General features: G+C 55.4%; 9 protein-coding genes. 3 read left to right on the top strand and 6 right to left on the bottom strand.

Features of this window, described 5'->3' with window-relative positions; translation table 11 throughout:
* The first annotated feature begins 328 nt into the window (after positions 1-328).
* Positions 329-946, top strand: coding sequence for a hypothetical protein (locus W911_RS16420; protein WP_023788670.1), 618 nt, complete (start codon positions 329-331; stop codon positions 944-946).
* A gap of 414 nt (positions 947-1,360) precedes the next feature.
* Here W911_RS16420 and W911_RS16415 read toward each other — a convergent pair whose 3' ends face one another.
* The 6 genes from W911_RS16415 to W911_RS17600 all read right to left on the bottom strand — a co-directional run bounded on the left by W911_RS16415 (position 1,361) and on the right by W911_RS17600 (position 12,553).
* Positions 1,361-3,235 carry a hypothetical protein gene (locus tag W911_RS16415; protein WP_144083639.1) on the bottom strand — a complete coding sequence of 625 codons (1,875 nt, stop codon included), beginning with the start codon at positions 3,233-3,235 and terminating at the stop codon, positions 1,361-1,363.
* A 592-nt stretch (positions 3,236-3,827) separates the two neighbouring features.
* Positions 3,828-5,747 carry a hypothetical protein gene (locus W911_RS16405; protein WP_041316710.1) on the bottom strand — a complete coding sequence of 640 codons (1,920 nt, stop codon included), beginning with the start codon at positions 5,745-5,747 and terminating at the stop codon, positions 3,828-3,830.
* Between the two features lies 1 nt (position 5,748).
* Positions 5,749-6,873, bottom strand: a complete 1,125-nt coding sequence (locus W911_RS16400) for a hypothetical protein (protein ID WP_023788666.1) — start codon at positions 6,871-6,873, stop codon at positions 5,749-5,751.
* A 305-nt stretch (positions 6,874-7,178) separates the two neighbouring features.
* Positions 7,179-8,399 carry an HNH endonuclease gene (locus W911_RS16395; protein WP_041316707.1) on the bottom strand — a complete coding sequence of 407 codons (1,221 nt, stop codon included), beginning with the start codon at positions 8,397-8,399 and terminating at the stop codon, positions 7,179-7,181.
* A gap of 157 nt (positions 8,400-8,556) precedes the next feature.
* Positions 8,557-9,954: a hypothetical protein gene (locus W911_RS16390; RefSeq protein ID WP_144083638.1), complete on the bottom strand. Its 1,398-nt coding sequence runs from the start codon at positions 9,952-9,954 to the stop codon at positions 8,557-8,559.
* Positions 9,955-9,964: 10 nt separating this feature from the next.
* A complete protein-coding gene (locus W911_RS17600; RefSeq protein ID WP_023788663.1) occupies positions 9,965-12,553 on the bottom strand; it encodes a hypothetical protein in 2,589 nt (862 codons plus the stop codon).
* Positions 12,554-13,218: 665 nt separating this feature from the next.
* On the opposite strand from W911_RS17600, the gene W911_RS16380 reads away from it, so the two are divergent.
* The gene (locus tag W911_RS16380) at positions 13,219-13,611 is read left to right on the top strand and encodes a hypothetical protein (RefSeq protein ID WP_023788661.1); all 393 of its coding nucleotides are present in this window, start codon (positions 13,219-13,221) and stop codon (positions 13,609-13,611) included.
* Positions 13,611-14,153: a hypothetical protein gene (locus tag W911_RS16375; protein WP_023788660.1), complete on the top strand. Its 543-nt coding sequence runs from the start codon at positions 13,611-13,613 to the stop codon at positions 14,151-14,153. The genes W911_RS16380 and W911_RS16375 overlap by 1 nt, the downstream gene beginning before the upstream one ends.
* Positions 14,154-14,330: the final 177 nt, after the last annotated feature.

The following is a 14,330-nucleotide window of genomic DNA, read 5'->3' as shown; positions in this document are numbered from 1 at the left end:
CAGCCTAGATGGATCATAAGCAGACTTAGTGGCTATTGCTTCGATTTATTCTTCTCTGTGGTCAAGCCGATCTCAACAAGGCGGCGGATTGCTTCGGCGCGCGTAGGGATGTCTGGCTGCACGCGGCGCCATTCATCAACCTTCCGCCAGAAGCCGGTCGAGAGCCGGATTTGATAAGGTCGTACATCGTCATCCATCGGCGCACTATGCGCCTGTGTCATAGGATGAGGTCAATCCATCATACGCATCAACGATTTAGCATAAATCATTTGTATCATGTATATCGTCAATGTATCTTCCCCGTCTCTGAGGGAGAGGACACATCCTTATGTTTCACGATCACTTCGTGGCCTGTGGCTGGTACACGCCAGATTATACGAAGTGGGTTTCCCCACTTCAGCAACGCCTTGACACCCTCGGTGTCCCTCATGATTTCGTGAAGGTCGACAAGCGGCCCGGTGGCTGGGAAGCGAATACGCTCGCGAAGCCCCTCCATGTCCGGAACGCCATGGAGCGCCACCCCGATAAAACCATCTTGCTCTTGGACGTGGACTGCGACGTCCTATGTACGCGTGACGACTTAGCATCTATCGCCGATATCGAAGGTGACATCGGCCTTTACGCCAAGATCAAGATTCGCCGCAGTGGTAAGCCTGTCTTCGGTGCTCGATCCGGGACGATGGTTCTGCGGCCAACCGAGAACGCTCGCACCTTGGTCACGGAGTGGATGAAGGCTTGCAATGAGGCTACGCCTTTCGCGGTTGACCAAGATATCCTTGTTGCCGCGCTCGGACGGGTACCCCAACTATCAATAACAATCCTCGACATTGCGGCGTGTGCGGTGCCTCAAGACAACGTCGCATCGCCTCTGATCCTTCACGACAGCGCGAGCTTAGGGTCGCGAACGGGGAAGCTGGCCAAACTTGCAAGTCGCGTCTGGGGCTAGCGTCTGCACTCAGCTACGAGACGCCAGAGAGCTTCCTTTGCTCTCCGGTCTTAGTCATCTTTCCTTGTCGTCACGGTGTGGGAGCTGCTTCTGACAGAGACCGAAGGTCGAGACAAAACTCTATGACACAGACAAGACCTCGGCACCCTCACGCTCGGGGCTGGATGCCCCTCGCTCCCGGAGCCTCGTCCTTGTCTGTGTGAGAGGATTTGCAGCTTAAAACGTCACTTTGTATACCACGACCCTTAGGAAGGCTCTTAAGGGTTTTGATATACAAGTTATCTTCTCTTTTGTTTCTTTACCCGGTGCTCGCTTCGCTCGCACTGCTCCCTAACGGGCCCTTCTTTACCCTTCTTTTTTGTGTCTATCACTTCTCTTCACTTGCACCGCAGGTCCACCTTTACGCCGCAAAATCTAAAAGACGAGTTTGAGGAAATGGGTCATCCTCGCTCCCTTCCCCCACTCAACAATCCCGCGCTTCGCCATCTCATCCTGAAATACAAAGTGGTCACGGATGCGGTTCTTATGCATCTGCGGGCTGACTCCAAGCATCTTGCGGTGCTCGGAGAATGACAGTCTGTGATTTAAGTCCGTAGAACCAGCGAAGTACTCATCTATGGCTTCAACGGCCAGCTTGACATGACCGCTTAGTGGCTGTGCCACAGGTTGCCACCGGACAATCTCGCAATCAGGAAAGACGTCGGGCAGTATCTTGGGAATCTGGGTGTTCGCAGAAGCGATGATGTAGGCGTCCATCGGACCGCAACAGTTCTCGGCGCACTTGCGAACCGATCCACGGCAGAGTGCTTGCAGGATTACATGAGCGTATTCGCCCAACTTCAAGTCATCTAGGTCATCATCCCCGATTGGAACATTCACTGGCTTTGCGGCGCACAGCCTATACCGGGCTTCGTAGTCCGAAGGCTGGAAAAACAGCGTACCAGCGAGGATCACGTTCTTGATTTCAACGTACTTGTTTGTTGCGTGATGATCACCCCACGTGATGAACGAGGGCTTTCGGACGGTGTCAGGCAGGAGCGAAGTGATCTCTAAGGCGAGATCGGGGATGTTCCATCCATCTTCTTGATGGAGCACGATCAGCCATTCCTCATTGGGCTTGGTCTTTATCGTTTGAACGATTCCATCGATGAGATCATTCAGTTTGGCCTTCTTGTCACTCCAAGCGCTCTTTCCGCCTCCTGTATCCCAGACATGGATGCGAAGGTTCTTATAGCTCTTAGCTGCCCTAGCGAGCGTCAGGAGGTTTTTTCGGTGCACCTCCCATAGCGCGTACGTCTTGCGAACACGTGCGCTTGCATCGCAGATCAGAACGGGAGCGAAGTCATTAGGCAGGCTCTCTCGATACGTTAGGACAGTCTTGCCCTTCGCATCGTGTGTGATTCTGACGGGCTTTCCAGAGAGCAGACGTAGCGTGCTAGCACTCTCCTTGCTCTTCTTATCTACCTCGTTCTTGTTTCGAGATAGCCATCGCAATGCCTTGCTATGCTCAGCCTCAAAATCCGGTATCTGGTACGTTGATCCGTTGGGGTGACCGTTGACGGCAGCTATCAAATCGAGGAGTCGGTCGGCTAGCCGTCCATCAACCTTGCGAACCATCTCTAGCAGTTTGCCGATGCGATCAAGATTGAGGGTGAGCGCTTCGCCGGGCAGCATCGACTCGTCCCAGATACGAACCGCGCGAGGCTCGTGGCGATAGAAAAACTCATCGAGCACTCGAAAGACATCTACGTTGTGCAAACGGCTATCAACCATTTGCTGTGTCGTGAAGAGAACGCGGGCCTCATTGTGATCTGGGTTGCCCAGACGGATACCCTCCTTCTTCAATCTCGCTTGGCTGTTCTCGCTGACCAATACGCCGTAGGAGCCATCACCCAGCCCCATTTCCTTGACGAGTGATCCGACCTCTTCGATACGAGAAAGGCAAATCAGTACTCCAACATCAGCATCTAGATTGCGGACCGAATGCACTATCGCTTGTGTCTTGCCGACACCAGGATCAAGTGCAGAGACATAGAACATCGGTTTCGCGTTGCCGTTTGCCATCTCAGCAATAGTGCGTACAATGTCTTCAATGGCAGTCCACATGCTAACAGCCGGACGATGACCGTATGTGGAAAATGACTTACGGAGATCGGCTAGTGTTCGGTCGGCGAATGATCCTGTTGTTGGCGGTTTCTTCTCGGTATGAGGAAACCACGAGTCCCAATCGAGACGCTCACTCAGCTGCACCTCCAGCCGTTCGCGCTCTATTCTTTCAAATGTTTTCATGAAAATTATCTCCAATTATTGCGGCTACAAAGATTCGGCCGTTCCTGACTGGCAGAGGAAGCGCGCACAGACCAACCCGTGAGAGCGAGTTCTGCTGCGCACAAGCAGCCAAACGTCGCCCAATCCGTGAGGGCGGGAGCCGTTGTGAACCAACGGGCACCAATCGGATCGGATTGGCCGCTTGCGGCCAGTGGTTGCTGAGAAGGCTTCAGCGACTAGGACTCCGCAAGGCGCTTCGTCCCATTAGCTGCCGCCGCGAGAGGCGCAATCGGCGCCGCGCCTCCCGACGCCGACTGTGTCCGCTCTGAGAGGCATCGCGTCTGCCGATCGAATCCAGATCTTCTCGTGGATCTCAATCGCCTCATAGACCTCGAAGCCAAAGTACCTCACGGTGCTACTAACCCGAGAGGATGAGTATGAGGCATGGATGCACGGCATGACCGATCAGGCATTCGAGGTTGGTGCGGCCCTATCCTGAGAGCTGAAGCGGAAGGTTGAACCAGGCTTGGAGAAGCGTGATATGCGCGTGATCTCTGGTAGAGGCAGAGTGGTTGAGCGTTTTCCAACTCAATTTTATTGCACCGGCAAAACTTCAGCCCTCCGTTCGCGGCTCTCGGTCTCCACCGCTTGGACCCGCTGCCTTTTTGTTCAAGAAGTCGAACGCGGGATGACCAGAGGGGACACGGAATGATGCCGTGCTCTGGGTTCGCCGAAGCTTCAGAAAGCCCGGCCAACGAACATCGTCGATATCAGCGATCTTGCCGTTGCTTTGTGCGCCACTAGCTAGTTTGGCCTTCAGGTCCTGCACCCAAACCGATGGGGGCTCTTGAGTGCGAACCACCGTAGGCAACTGGCCTAGCGCATCGATCAGCCAAACGATATCCCCGCAAAGGGAAAGCATCACCCAATAGCGCTCGCGAGGCCACATAAATGCCGCCGCCGCCAAGTCCAGGTTCTCTCGCTCTTTCGAGAGGACGCGCGGGATACAAGCGCACCAGTGAGAGAATTCCTGTGTCGCCTCGTTGGCCTGCCCGAATACGAGCACAGGTAGGTTCGCCAGCCGATCACCGTACTCAATCTGGGCGCCGTTGGTGTACTCACTGAAGCTCGAAAATGCCTCCGCTATGCCGGGTGGCAGTGCCTCAAAGACGCGAAACTGTGCGGGCCCATCGTCTTGCGCTACCAGATCAAAGGATATGAGCGCCGTACAATCACTTGCTGTGATTGCCGTTCGATCTAAGTAGCCGATCATTAGTTGCCCCGTCGTTTCTGACACCGGCGCCGCGCGTGGCTGCGCTCTATTCGTCTCGTCACGTTGGGGTGGTGAACCAAAGTATTCCGGGACCAGCGTGTTGCCACGGAAATAGTCGGAGACTAACTCTTTCCAGAGTTCCACAGTTAGCCCGCCGTCCACTCTGAAGAGCTTTGTGTAGTCAGCTCGCTTCCCAGCTCGGTCAATGGATTGATCGATACGCGTTACGAAGGCTTCTGTGTCGTACCCTCGGATCGCACCGTCAAAGTGTGTAATCGTCTCTTCGCGAGTGCCGAACTCAGAATGCATGTAGCGACAGCCATAGTAGTCGTTTGAAACACCCAAGCTGGGCGTGTCGCGGATCTCCTCGGCTTCAAACGTTCGTTTGTGCTCGTCCTCTGTCTTCCACCAGAATTGGGTACGATCGATACCCTCGAACTCTTTAAGGCGATCCGATGCCTTGTGTTCGGTGACACCGGCTGGGATTTTGCCGATGTCGTCCGTGAACTTGGGGCCGCGCCAGAACTCTAGCTCTAATGCTGCCCTGGTGTCAGGATAACCCACGATATCGGGATCGAGCCTTAGGCGAAGCGTGACTGATAGTTCACTTTCGGCCAAAGCAGCGAGTCTCGTGAGCAGGTCATTGTTGAGCACGTTGAGACGGGAGAGACTGCGACGCAGATATGGATGGGCGAAAAGCACCACGTCTTTCTCGGGATCGTGGAAGATGCCGGGCCGCATCTCGGGGTATCGACTGCGAAGGTATCGATAATCGACCAAGCCATCCTTATCGACTGTATCGGTACCTACTTCAAATAGGTGAGGATAGAGGGTTCGTGCGAGGTCCGGGCGATATAGTGCGGCACCCCCAGACACATACACGATAGATGCGTTCGCCCCGTCTGTTCCCACTCTCGCGAGCAAATCCGTCCCATACTGTGCTGCTTTCTCGACGCGTAGACGCTCTAAAAACGCTGTTTGAGCGTCCTGACATGCCGCTTTCTCATCGGAAGTTTCGGGCCACCACAATTCACCGATTTGTCTCGCGATGCCTGCCGCCAAGTGTAGCCCTAGCGGAATGTTCCATCCGATTGGTCGCGTCCAGTCGTGCGATATGTACGTCGGAAACCCTCCAAATCCAGTCACGGCGTCAGCCTCGTTAAACGCGCGCTCTATGCTATGCGCAAGGACGTTCGCGGGTATGAGGATGTTCGAGAGATTGATCTGATCGGTGGTTGTTATGCAAATATTGCGCTTCATATCATGCTGTCACCGGATCAAGACTGGTTGCTAAGGCCCGTTCCGCCACACGTTGGGGATCCAGGAAGTCGATCTGATCGGAGATCCACTGCCCGGTTGCGTCCACATCCGCAATCGACGGACGCTGCTTCGTCCACCTTATGTCGAGCGTCGCAGTTAGAGCCACGCGGAAAAGCGGCGGAGCGTAATTCAGCAGGTGACGGCCAGTATCATTGACGAGGAGCCTATCCGGCGGCAACGGGTTCCCGTGCAGGAAATCGTTACGCGCTTGATAGATCTCGCCATACAACAAGCAAGCGAGGTTTCTTTTTGGCGATGTTTTCCTATTGCGATTGTAATAGGCGGCATATACGGCGTTGGAGACCTTCCTGATTTCGTAAGGGGCCTTTTCGAGAAGTTCATAGACCTTGAGAAGATCGGCTTTACCATTTCCGCCGGGGTGCGCCAAGATCTCAAAGGCCGACACCCAAAGGGCCAACGACCGGCCGTAGTCATAGGTAGTCGCATCCATCCCACCAGGAATTGCGCCAGCGCGAAAGGCCATATTAAGCGAACGAAAGAGCGCCGTATGGGCGTGGGTGTCGGCACCAAACAGATGGACCTCATTCCATTTCTGGATGAGGGCGTCGAAAAGCGGTTGATCAAAGTCCCGCGCGCTAAGCGAGCGATCTACGAGCTCCGGTAACATTTGCCCGCGGAAGCGACTGACATCATGCAAGCCACGGATGGCAGGGGTATTACACGCGATGTACTTGTGATCGCGCGTCAGCATCCAGGGGAAGATGCTGAAATAGTCCATCCACTGTGCTGCGGGTGGGTTGCTAGCGATCATCGCGCTGGCTCTAGCGAAAAGCACGTGAGACACGGCAGCCACGTCGCGGAAATTGCATATGGCATCGAACCGCGGGAGGTCGGACTCAGTCGCGGCATTCCAGAGGAGCACGCTCGGTGTGATGGGGTTGTTGTGCGTGTCGTAGAACCGCGACAGAAAGTCTCCGAGCAGCGGATGTTGCTTCACGGCTGCTCCGACGCGTCCATCCTCCGCAGAAGCCATGGCAATCTGCCCGCCCTCGATCGAATTTTCGAGGCGAATGTTGGGCAGCACAGCAATACAAATCCAGGTCAAGACATCCTCGCGGCAAGTCGTTCAAACGTCGGGCTTCGGAACGCGCTCTTTCCAACTGTGGTCCAGGAAATTACCCCATTGGGACAACGTTGCCATCAAGCCCGATCGAACTATCTCAATTCAGTGGTAGGGAGCGCTCGAGTGAGCTGGAACTGATCGCGCAAGCCTGCTGGTTGACGCCGGAAACTGACTCCGTATTCAATCTCTCAAATGCCTTGTGCTACGCTCAGCAGGCTTCGCGCTTGTCCGGTCAGCGCGCCGATCATCGCCTGAAGGGTCGCGCAGACTCGCAGTGGAACGCCCTCTTATGCGGCCTCACTGCCAGCGATGTTGAACTTTGCCACTTCCGCTTCGATCTGCGAGATCGTCTTCTGCCGCTGCTCGATCTCACCAAGCGCTTGGACAGTGCGCGCGCCAGTCCGGTGCTCGATGTAGGCCTGAAGGGGCAACGGCCCCACGAACTGGTTGAGAGCCGGGTACAAGAGCACGGTGAAGCAATCGGTGAATGTCTTGAAGAAGTCGGAAGGGAGCATTTCCGACGCCGGCAAGATCATGCAGCTTGCAAAAATACCGTCCGGCATAAAAGTAGATACCCACGCGCCTTCCGGTGTCCGTGAGAACACAAGCGTGAACGCCGCGGCGTTAGTGAGCAGCTTGCTCAAGCCGGAATCACCAGGTTCAAAGAACGCTTTGCCTTTTATCCTGAGTGGCTCTGTGGAGTTTCCGGGACGGCGCCAAAGGCCCTCGCGAAGGGTTCTCTCGTGCGGCCGCTCCGCGAATGCGGGTCCGAAAAACGCGTGACCAAATCCGACTGCGAGCTTGCAGAGAAAGCGGTTGCCATAGTCCAGATTCCAGGTCTGATTCAGGTGTTGGGTTTGTTTACGCCAACGGGGCAGGAGGTAATGACGCTCGGCGATGGATTGCGATGTCTCGGGCGAAAGGAGCTGAGCGATTTGAGGATCATCGACGGCGGTTAGCAGCCGGATTTCCGCGCCGGGAAACTTCTTCTTGACCGAGAGAACTGCCACCAACAGCCAGTAGGCATTGAGCTTGGTGAGCCCAAAGTACACCCGACCGGGGTCATTCATTTTGCGCCGGATCGGATCCCCGCCGGCATAGGTCTTGAAATCGTCCCGGTCGATCCGATGAATGCAATAGACGGCCTCGCCGCGAGACCCGAGCCAATTCTCGCATATCTCGTCGGCCGAAGGGTTCTCCGTCTGACAACCCATGAAAACCAACGGCAACGCTTGCGGACGCTCAGTGTCGAGGAATGGCATCTCGGCGCTGAGTCGCCACTTGGTTCCAAAGGGCGTGCGCGCGACCTCGGCATCGACGAACTGGCCCATCAGGTGATTGCATTGCTTCGGCTTGCGTGGCTCCCCGCAGCAATCGTTCGTCTTGAACCAATCCGGAGAGGCTCCACCTCCAAAGGTATCCGGCCAAATATGCTCGTAGGATCGGGCGACGGCGGGTTTTTCCCTTCCGCAGTAGATACAGCGAAACGTGTTGCTTTCTTGGGGCATCGACCTTCTCCCGAGATAAAGAAGAAGGTGATCAGCGACGATTCGAGATCGCCCTGCAAGATTGGGGGATGCAACAGGGCAGTGGTGGATGAGATAGGGCCTGAGTGCACTCATTTGCCCGCAGCGCCAGAGGAGCTTCGCCCCCGCTCCCGCGCACCTACACGGAAAACTGACTTGGTTTGGTTAGATTCCCCTGAATCAGCAGGGTGATTATGGGGACACGACGATCATTCTGATTCCTGAATAGGAGTCCTATGCCTTCCTCTGCAGGGAACGGTGGGGCCTTCTTCGGGGAAGTGTCAAGAACACATAGGATTCCTAACCGCCGACCATTAGCGACGGCATAAGCTTGGGATTGCTCCACATAGCCTTGGCAGTCTTGCAGTTGAAGCGTCTTGTCAGTTTCAGCCTTCAGCTCGATAGGCAGCCCCTTAAAGGATAGGTCGGTGATGCCTCCTCCGGCTCGAGGATGTTCCTGAAGGGTTGAACCGACGGAAGGTTCGGACCGCAGATGCCGAAGGGTTTCTGTCTGGAAATCCTTCTCCTTCAGCGGCTGAGGAAAGCGATTGTCTTGCACAGCTTGGCCAGCAAGCTTGCCCAGAGACACGGCAATCTTCAGTGCTTCCGCTATATCGTCCTCGGGAACGCCAGCCATACCCCTCAATTGGTCTCGGATCTGAATAAGTTTGCGATCGATGCTCGTGTACCCGGTCTGAGGGTTGCGCTCCCAGTCAATGGCTTCTAACCGCAATGTCCGCTGCCCAACGACTTCGACTGGCTGTTCTGTTCCTCGAGGTTCAAACTCCGCTGTGTATTTGAATTCGAGAGGCCGGGCGAGAATGGATTGAGCCATCGTCAGGGTGGCGTGCTTATGATCCTGGAACTTGAAGGGCCCATCACCCGAAGGTGCCAGAAATTCAAAGGTTGGAAGTTGGTAAAACGAGGCACTCACGACGCTCACAGGACGCAACACCAGCCGCTCGGCCTTCTCTGGCCAACGAGAAACCCTGACGGTGACATCCAGATCATGGATTTGCATGGGAGCCATGTAGTGCACATCCGCCAAGGGGCGACCATCGACGGTGAACTCCAGAAACGCCACAGCCAGCTTCGCTTTCGCGGATTCGGTATCCGGATCGTGCTTTGTGTGCCGCTCTCTCGGTTCCTCAGGTGCCACATGGTATAGGCCAATCGGAAGAGGCACCTTGGCGAGTTGGGCAACGAAGGCCTTGGCCTGTGCAGTAGTTGAGATTGCTTCGACCAAGTCTGGCAGTTGCTCTAACAAGGGCGGGACCGACTCACCCTTCATAGCCTGGGCACGTTCCTTGGCAGCACGAAGAAAACGGTCGGCCTCAGGAGCTGCATTCAGGACAGCGAGTTGCCACTCACCAAGCAAGCCTGCGATTTCCATAAGTTTTGCGAACGCGTGGTAGATGTCGCCTGTCGGCGCGCTTCCATATCGTGCGGAAGCTTTGGTCAGAGCGTCAGCTGCCGAAGTCAGTGCCGTAACATTGGCAGCCGAAGGTGCCGCCTCTGCGGCGGTCAATGCTTCCACGGCCTCGATTCTAGCCGAGTAGACCTCGGAGAGGATCTCTCCGCTGCTTGTGCGTCGCAAGGTCGACCTCACGTTCCTTGTGGGCTCTCCGCCATCGCTGGCCAACTCCAGCGAGGCCCGCGCTGTCACCAGATGCGATGGCGTGTTCATACTCACACGCAATCATTCTGAGTTCAGCGTCAAGTTTTGCAGGCTTATTCCAAGCCGTGTCTTCAATTGCGGCATAGGCAGCGCGGGCAACATTGAGGACCTTCTCCCCAGCTCCGGCCTCTGAAAGCAAACCAACGATAAAGCCAGAACGTCCTCGGATAACTTGGTTACCCAAGAGCCCGAAGCGCTCAATGGCATTGAGATTGGCTTGAATGACATGGTGAGGCAGTTTTTTCAGTTCCGAATAGAGATTGTCCGCGTGGTATCCGATTGCCTCTCGGTCTTGAAGAAGGTGCAGCAGGAGGTCTCCAAAGCGCGCGTGGTTGCGCAGGCGTCTCCCCCAGAAGCGGATGTCCCGTGACACCTCTGAGGGCTTTGCGCGCTTGAGCAGCGCGAGAACAGTGCTGGCCAATTGTGGCTCAAGTTCCGGACCTGGTTCATAACGACCGCATAGAAGCTCAAGGCAATCGAGGAGAAACCGATCGTTTGAGCGGCTTTGCGCATAGGTCATGACTAAAACGACAAGCGCGTTGCGCGCCTGGGGAGCAAGCGCCTCCGGCAAGGTGAACCGCTCAAGAGCCCTAACTGCGGCTTGGTGAACAATGACAAAAGGATCTGTCAGGAGGGGAACAAAAGCCTCATACACAAGATCAGGAAGGTCGTTGTGACGGCGGCCCGCGAATTCACCAAGGGCAGAGGCAGCCGAAGACCGACATAGCTGGGACCCGCCCACCAATGCGCTATAAAAATCCGGCAGAATCGCGTTGAGCGTTTCATTCCCGCTTATCATTTTGTGCATGTTGCCGATGAAGGCCGCACGCAGATTTTCGCGGTCTTCCGGAAGCTGCCGGAAGAAAGCAAGCACCGTCTCAACGGCAGGCATGCCGCCGGCGCGCGCTGCTTGGCAGGCCCAACGCACGAATGTTTCCTGGAGCCCGCTAAGAGTGCCTTGCCGGTTCCATTGTTCCAGCTCCGCCAATTCCTGCGGCACAGGATCCTGAATCCCTGTGAGAAGCGGCGAGGTTTTTGTGTTCAGCTTGTCGTCCAGCAATGCGGAGGCGCCCAAGAGACTATCGATCTCCTGTGTCGCCAGGGGCGCTAGATCGTAGAGCTCTCCATGGAGCGCGCTCTGGAGGGCTTGCAAAGTTTCCGTACCTTGCATTGATGTCGCTGCCCAGATGAGGCGTTTGAATGCGAGGGCGTGTGCGTTCGTGGGCGGTACTTTCTCCGCACCGAAGCGGCCTCTGCCAAATTGTAAGTCTCGAAAGACCGCATTGTAGATGCTTACAATTGCAGCGCGCCCATCGTCGTCTGCGCCGACTACAAATCCTTGAATGATCTTGTCGACTTCATCGGGACTGTAAGCGAATGCCGCGGCAATCGCTTTACGGATGACGCCGGTCTGCTCAAAATCTCGTTCATCAAGATCTTGTAGTAAGTGATTGGCACGAACGAGTTTGGAAACCAGCGTCGTCGCAAATCCCACTGCAAACGCGGGATCGCTCTCTGAGATAGCCTCAATCCCTCGTGCTGCCGTTTCAACACGGTAGGCCGAGTTGCTATCCAAGATGCGCTCGATGCCTTCCTTAACTGCCTTGGGGTGATGGCGGAACAGCACTTGAAGGGGCCGAGGGTCAACTTGCTGGCGGCCTCCCATGATCGGACAGGGTTTGGGATTTGCCAGGCCAATGAGCGATGACAATGCCTTTGCGATCAACTTCTCATCCGCTGCAGCGGCATGCTTCAAAACCAGAGCGGCCGCCTCGTGAACCGCGTCGTGTGCCCCGAGTGCTTTGAGGGCGGCGTTGCATAGTTTGTCTGCAGGAGCGCCAAGGGCCTCAAGAACCCCAAGGCACGCTTCGCTGCGGTACCACCCGCCTATGTCGAGCAGCTCCATCAAATGGTCCTGTACGGAGGCTGTGAAGTGCTCGGGTGCTACCTTGGCGGTTTCCACCAGTTGAGTAACGCGTTCTGAGGTTGGATTGTGGTCCAGCTCCCGGAGTTGATCGAGCACCGTCGCCTGGACAGGGCTTAATTCTTGGCGAATTGCCTCACGGGCTGCATCACGGCGAGCTAGTTCCGAGGCGACCTTTTCCTGATAGGCCTTGGCCTCCTCTTCTTTTTCCGCCTTCGCCTTGTCTCGCGCCGCTACAAGTTCGAAGATATTGGGAAAGCCGACCGGCTTTCGGTGCGAGCATCCCGCGCAGTTGCGGTCATAGAAATCGACTGCGGCATCAGCCAAATCCCAAGTGGCCATCCCGGCGGCGGCGGCATGTGGGCACTCCAAGGAGTGGTGACCAATAGGCAGTCTGGTCTGCATTTCGATCAGCCCGACGCCTCCCATGCGCCGAACCTTCATATGCGAACACCAGTTGCGGACAAGAAGCATTGTCCTCTGGTTCTTCTGGCCAGCCTCTACCGCTTCCTGGATCCGCTTATCTGTTCTCATGAGCGCGTTTGGGCTTTCCCGCTTCGACGGCCTGCAGGAAACGAGATCCCAATCGCGGCTGAAAAGGCAAGGACATTTCCCCCTTATCCACGAGACCACACCTCCTGCCAGGCGTGGAACTCGTTTGGTGTGATCCTGTACCGCAATGACGAAGGCGACGAGCGCGCGGGGAATGTCTGCATAGAAGATCTAAGCTGACATCGGACTTGAGGCCCTATTCGCCGTTCGCATGCAATCGTACAGGTCAGCTTTCTCGGCCGAGCAACCTACCTAATACGTTGCGTCCCAATTGCGGACATCGGGGGCGCCCAAGGCCCTTCCAAATGTCGCTTTGTCTGGAACTCCGCTCGTAGACGCTGAGCGGACGTTTGAGAATTGCTGTTGATGAAAGCGGATGTACTGGCGGCGAGACTCGCAGCGCGTATGTTCCACCTCCTATCGCAGATCATATTTTTGGGCCACAAGGGCTCAGTGTGAAGCTCAGTCACTGCCATCTACTACAGACACAGACCCGTAAGCTCCCCTGTGAACCGCCGTATCCCCCAAAGGCACTTATGGCTTTCGCGGCAGGGTTGGTTGCGGTAAGTTTTTGTTGCTCGTTGTGATCGAATCCGGATGAGGAATTCGAAGAGATATACGATACTTACGCGCGGTGGGGGGGCGATATGTACACTGCTTTCGTCTGTGTTTTCCCGTTGATCCTGCTCCTGTTTGAGTGGGGCCTTCGCACTATCATGTCGGTTAATACTTTTGAGTTCACGGGCCCTGCGCTGGCCGCCGCCGGTGTCTCGTTCCTTCCGCCGCTAGTCCGTCCGAAGATTATCAACGTCAAGATTCGAAATCGGCCAGACGTCATAGCGGTCTCAAAAGCGGATCATATCCTGACTTCCATAGTATGGATGACTTTGCTGCTCTTCTTGTTCGCCTGGTGTGCGGCCTGCTATGTCTCGATTAAGTTCCCGCAATCAGCTCACCTTTGGATCAATGATCATCTTCTAATCGGTATTGTCGTATACGCGTCGTGTCTGGCCTTCGTATTTGTGAAGGAGAAGGTGTGATGGAGGCAAGTTTTACGCTGTCATTTCTTGCAGGGGTTGTCGCGACGACAGCAGGCCTTTTAGTCTCTTGGATTACATCGAGGGCTTTTGCAGACAAAGTGCTTCGCGAATTGATCGTTTCTAAGCCAGATGGTCGAAAAGAAACCATCAGTGTCCGGTCCTCAGATGATGCCGTCGAGATAGCAAAGAGGATCACCGATGCGCTTGAGTTCGAACAGATGATCAAGGATTCCCTTGAAAGGATCCTGAAGTCAGGTGAACTTCACCGAGGAAACAACGCAGATTTTGTGATTACGCGGGGCGACAAGCATGTCGTTTTAGAAGCGAAGCTTACGCCAGAGAGTCTGACACATGCTGCTATTGAACAATACCTCGCCGATGTGCATGGAGCAGCGCGTTTGCTTCTGGTCACCCCTAAAGAGACTGAAGGCCTTCTATTGCCAAGCGTGATTGAAAGACTTCGGACCGGGGATGTTGTGCATTTGACCGTGTCTGAGGGCAACGTTGACACGCAATTGAAGCAAGCTCTAGCCAAGATCTGAAACAATCTACCTACCGGGGATTTGCATTCTTTCGGCTAGCCCGCTTGTATTCCGCTACGAACTGCGATGCGCCCTCTCGCATCTCGTCTTCCAGATTAGCCCGTTTGAGCTTGTAAATGAATGGGAGGATAGCCGCTTGCTAGTTACGGCGTATGTCGCTTGGCAGGTGCAGAAGAG

The organism is Hyphomicrobium nitrativorans NL23 (genome assembly GCF_000503895.1).
GTDB classification, from domain to species: domain Bacteria; phylum Pseudomonadota; class Alphaproteobacteria; order Rhizobiales; family Hyphomicrobiaceae; genus Hyphomicrobium_C; species Hyphomicrobium_C nitrativorans.
Note: the sequence above shows the minus strand (reverse complement) of the source record. Positions and strands in the feature narration are given on the sequence as shown.

Coding starts and splice junctions, on each gene's coding strand:
- W911_RS16420 (WP_023788670.1), top strand. CDS start 329: ATGTTTCACGATCACTTCGTGGCCTGTGGCTGGTACACGCCAGATTAT.
- W911_RS16415 (WP_144083639.1), bottom strand. CDS start 3,235: ATGAAAACATTTGAAAGAATAGAGCGCGAACGGCTGGAGGTGCAGCTG.
- W911_RS16405 (WP_041316710.1), bottom strand. CDS start 5,747: ATGAAGCGCAATATTTGCATAACAACCACCGATCAGATCAATCTCTCG.
- W911_RS16395 (WP_041316707.1), bottom strand. CDS start 8,399: ATGCCCCAAGAAAGCAACACGTTTCGCTGTATCTACTGCGGAAGGGAA.
- W911_RS17600 (WP_023788663.1), bottom strand. CDS start 12,553: ATGAGAACAGATAAGCGGATCCAGGAAGCGGTAGAGGCTGGCCAGAAG.
- W911_RS16380 (WP_023788661.1), top strand. CDS start 13,219: ATGTACACTGCTTTCGTCTGTGTTTTCCCGTTGATCCTGCTCCTGTTT.
- W911_RS16375 (WP_023788660.1), top strand. CDS start 13,611: ATGGAGGCAAGTTTTACGCTGTCATTTCTTGCAGGGGTTGTCGCGACG.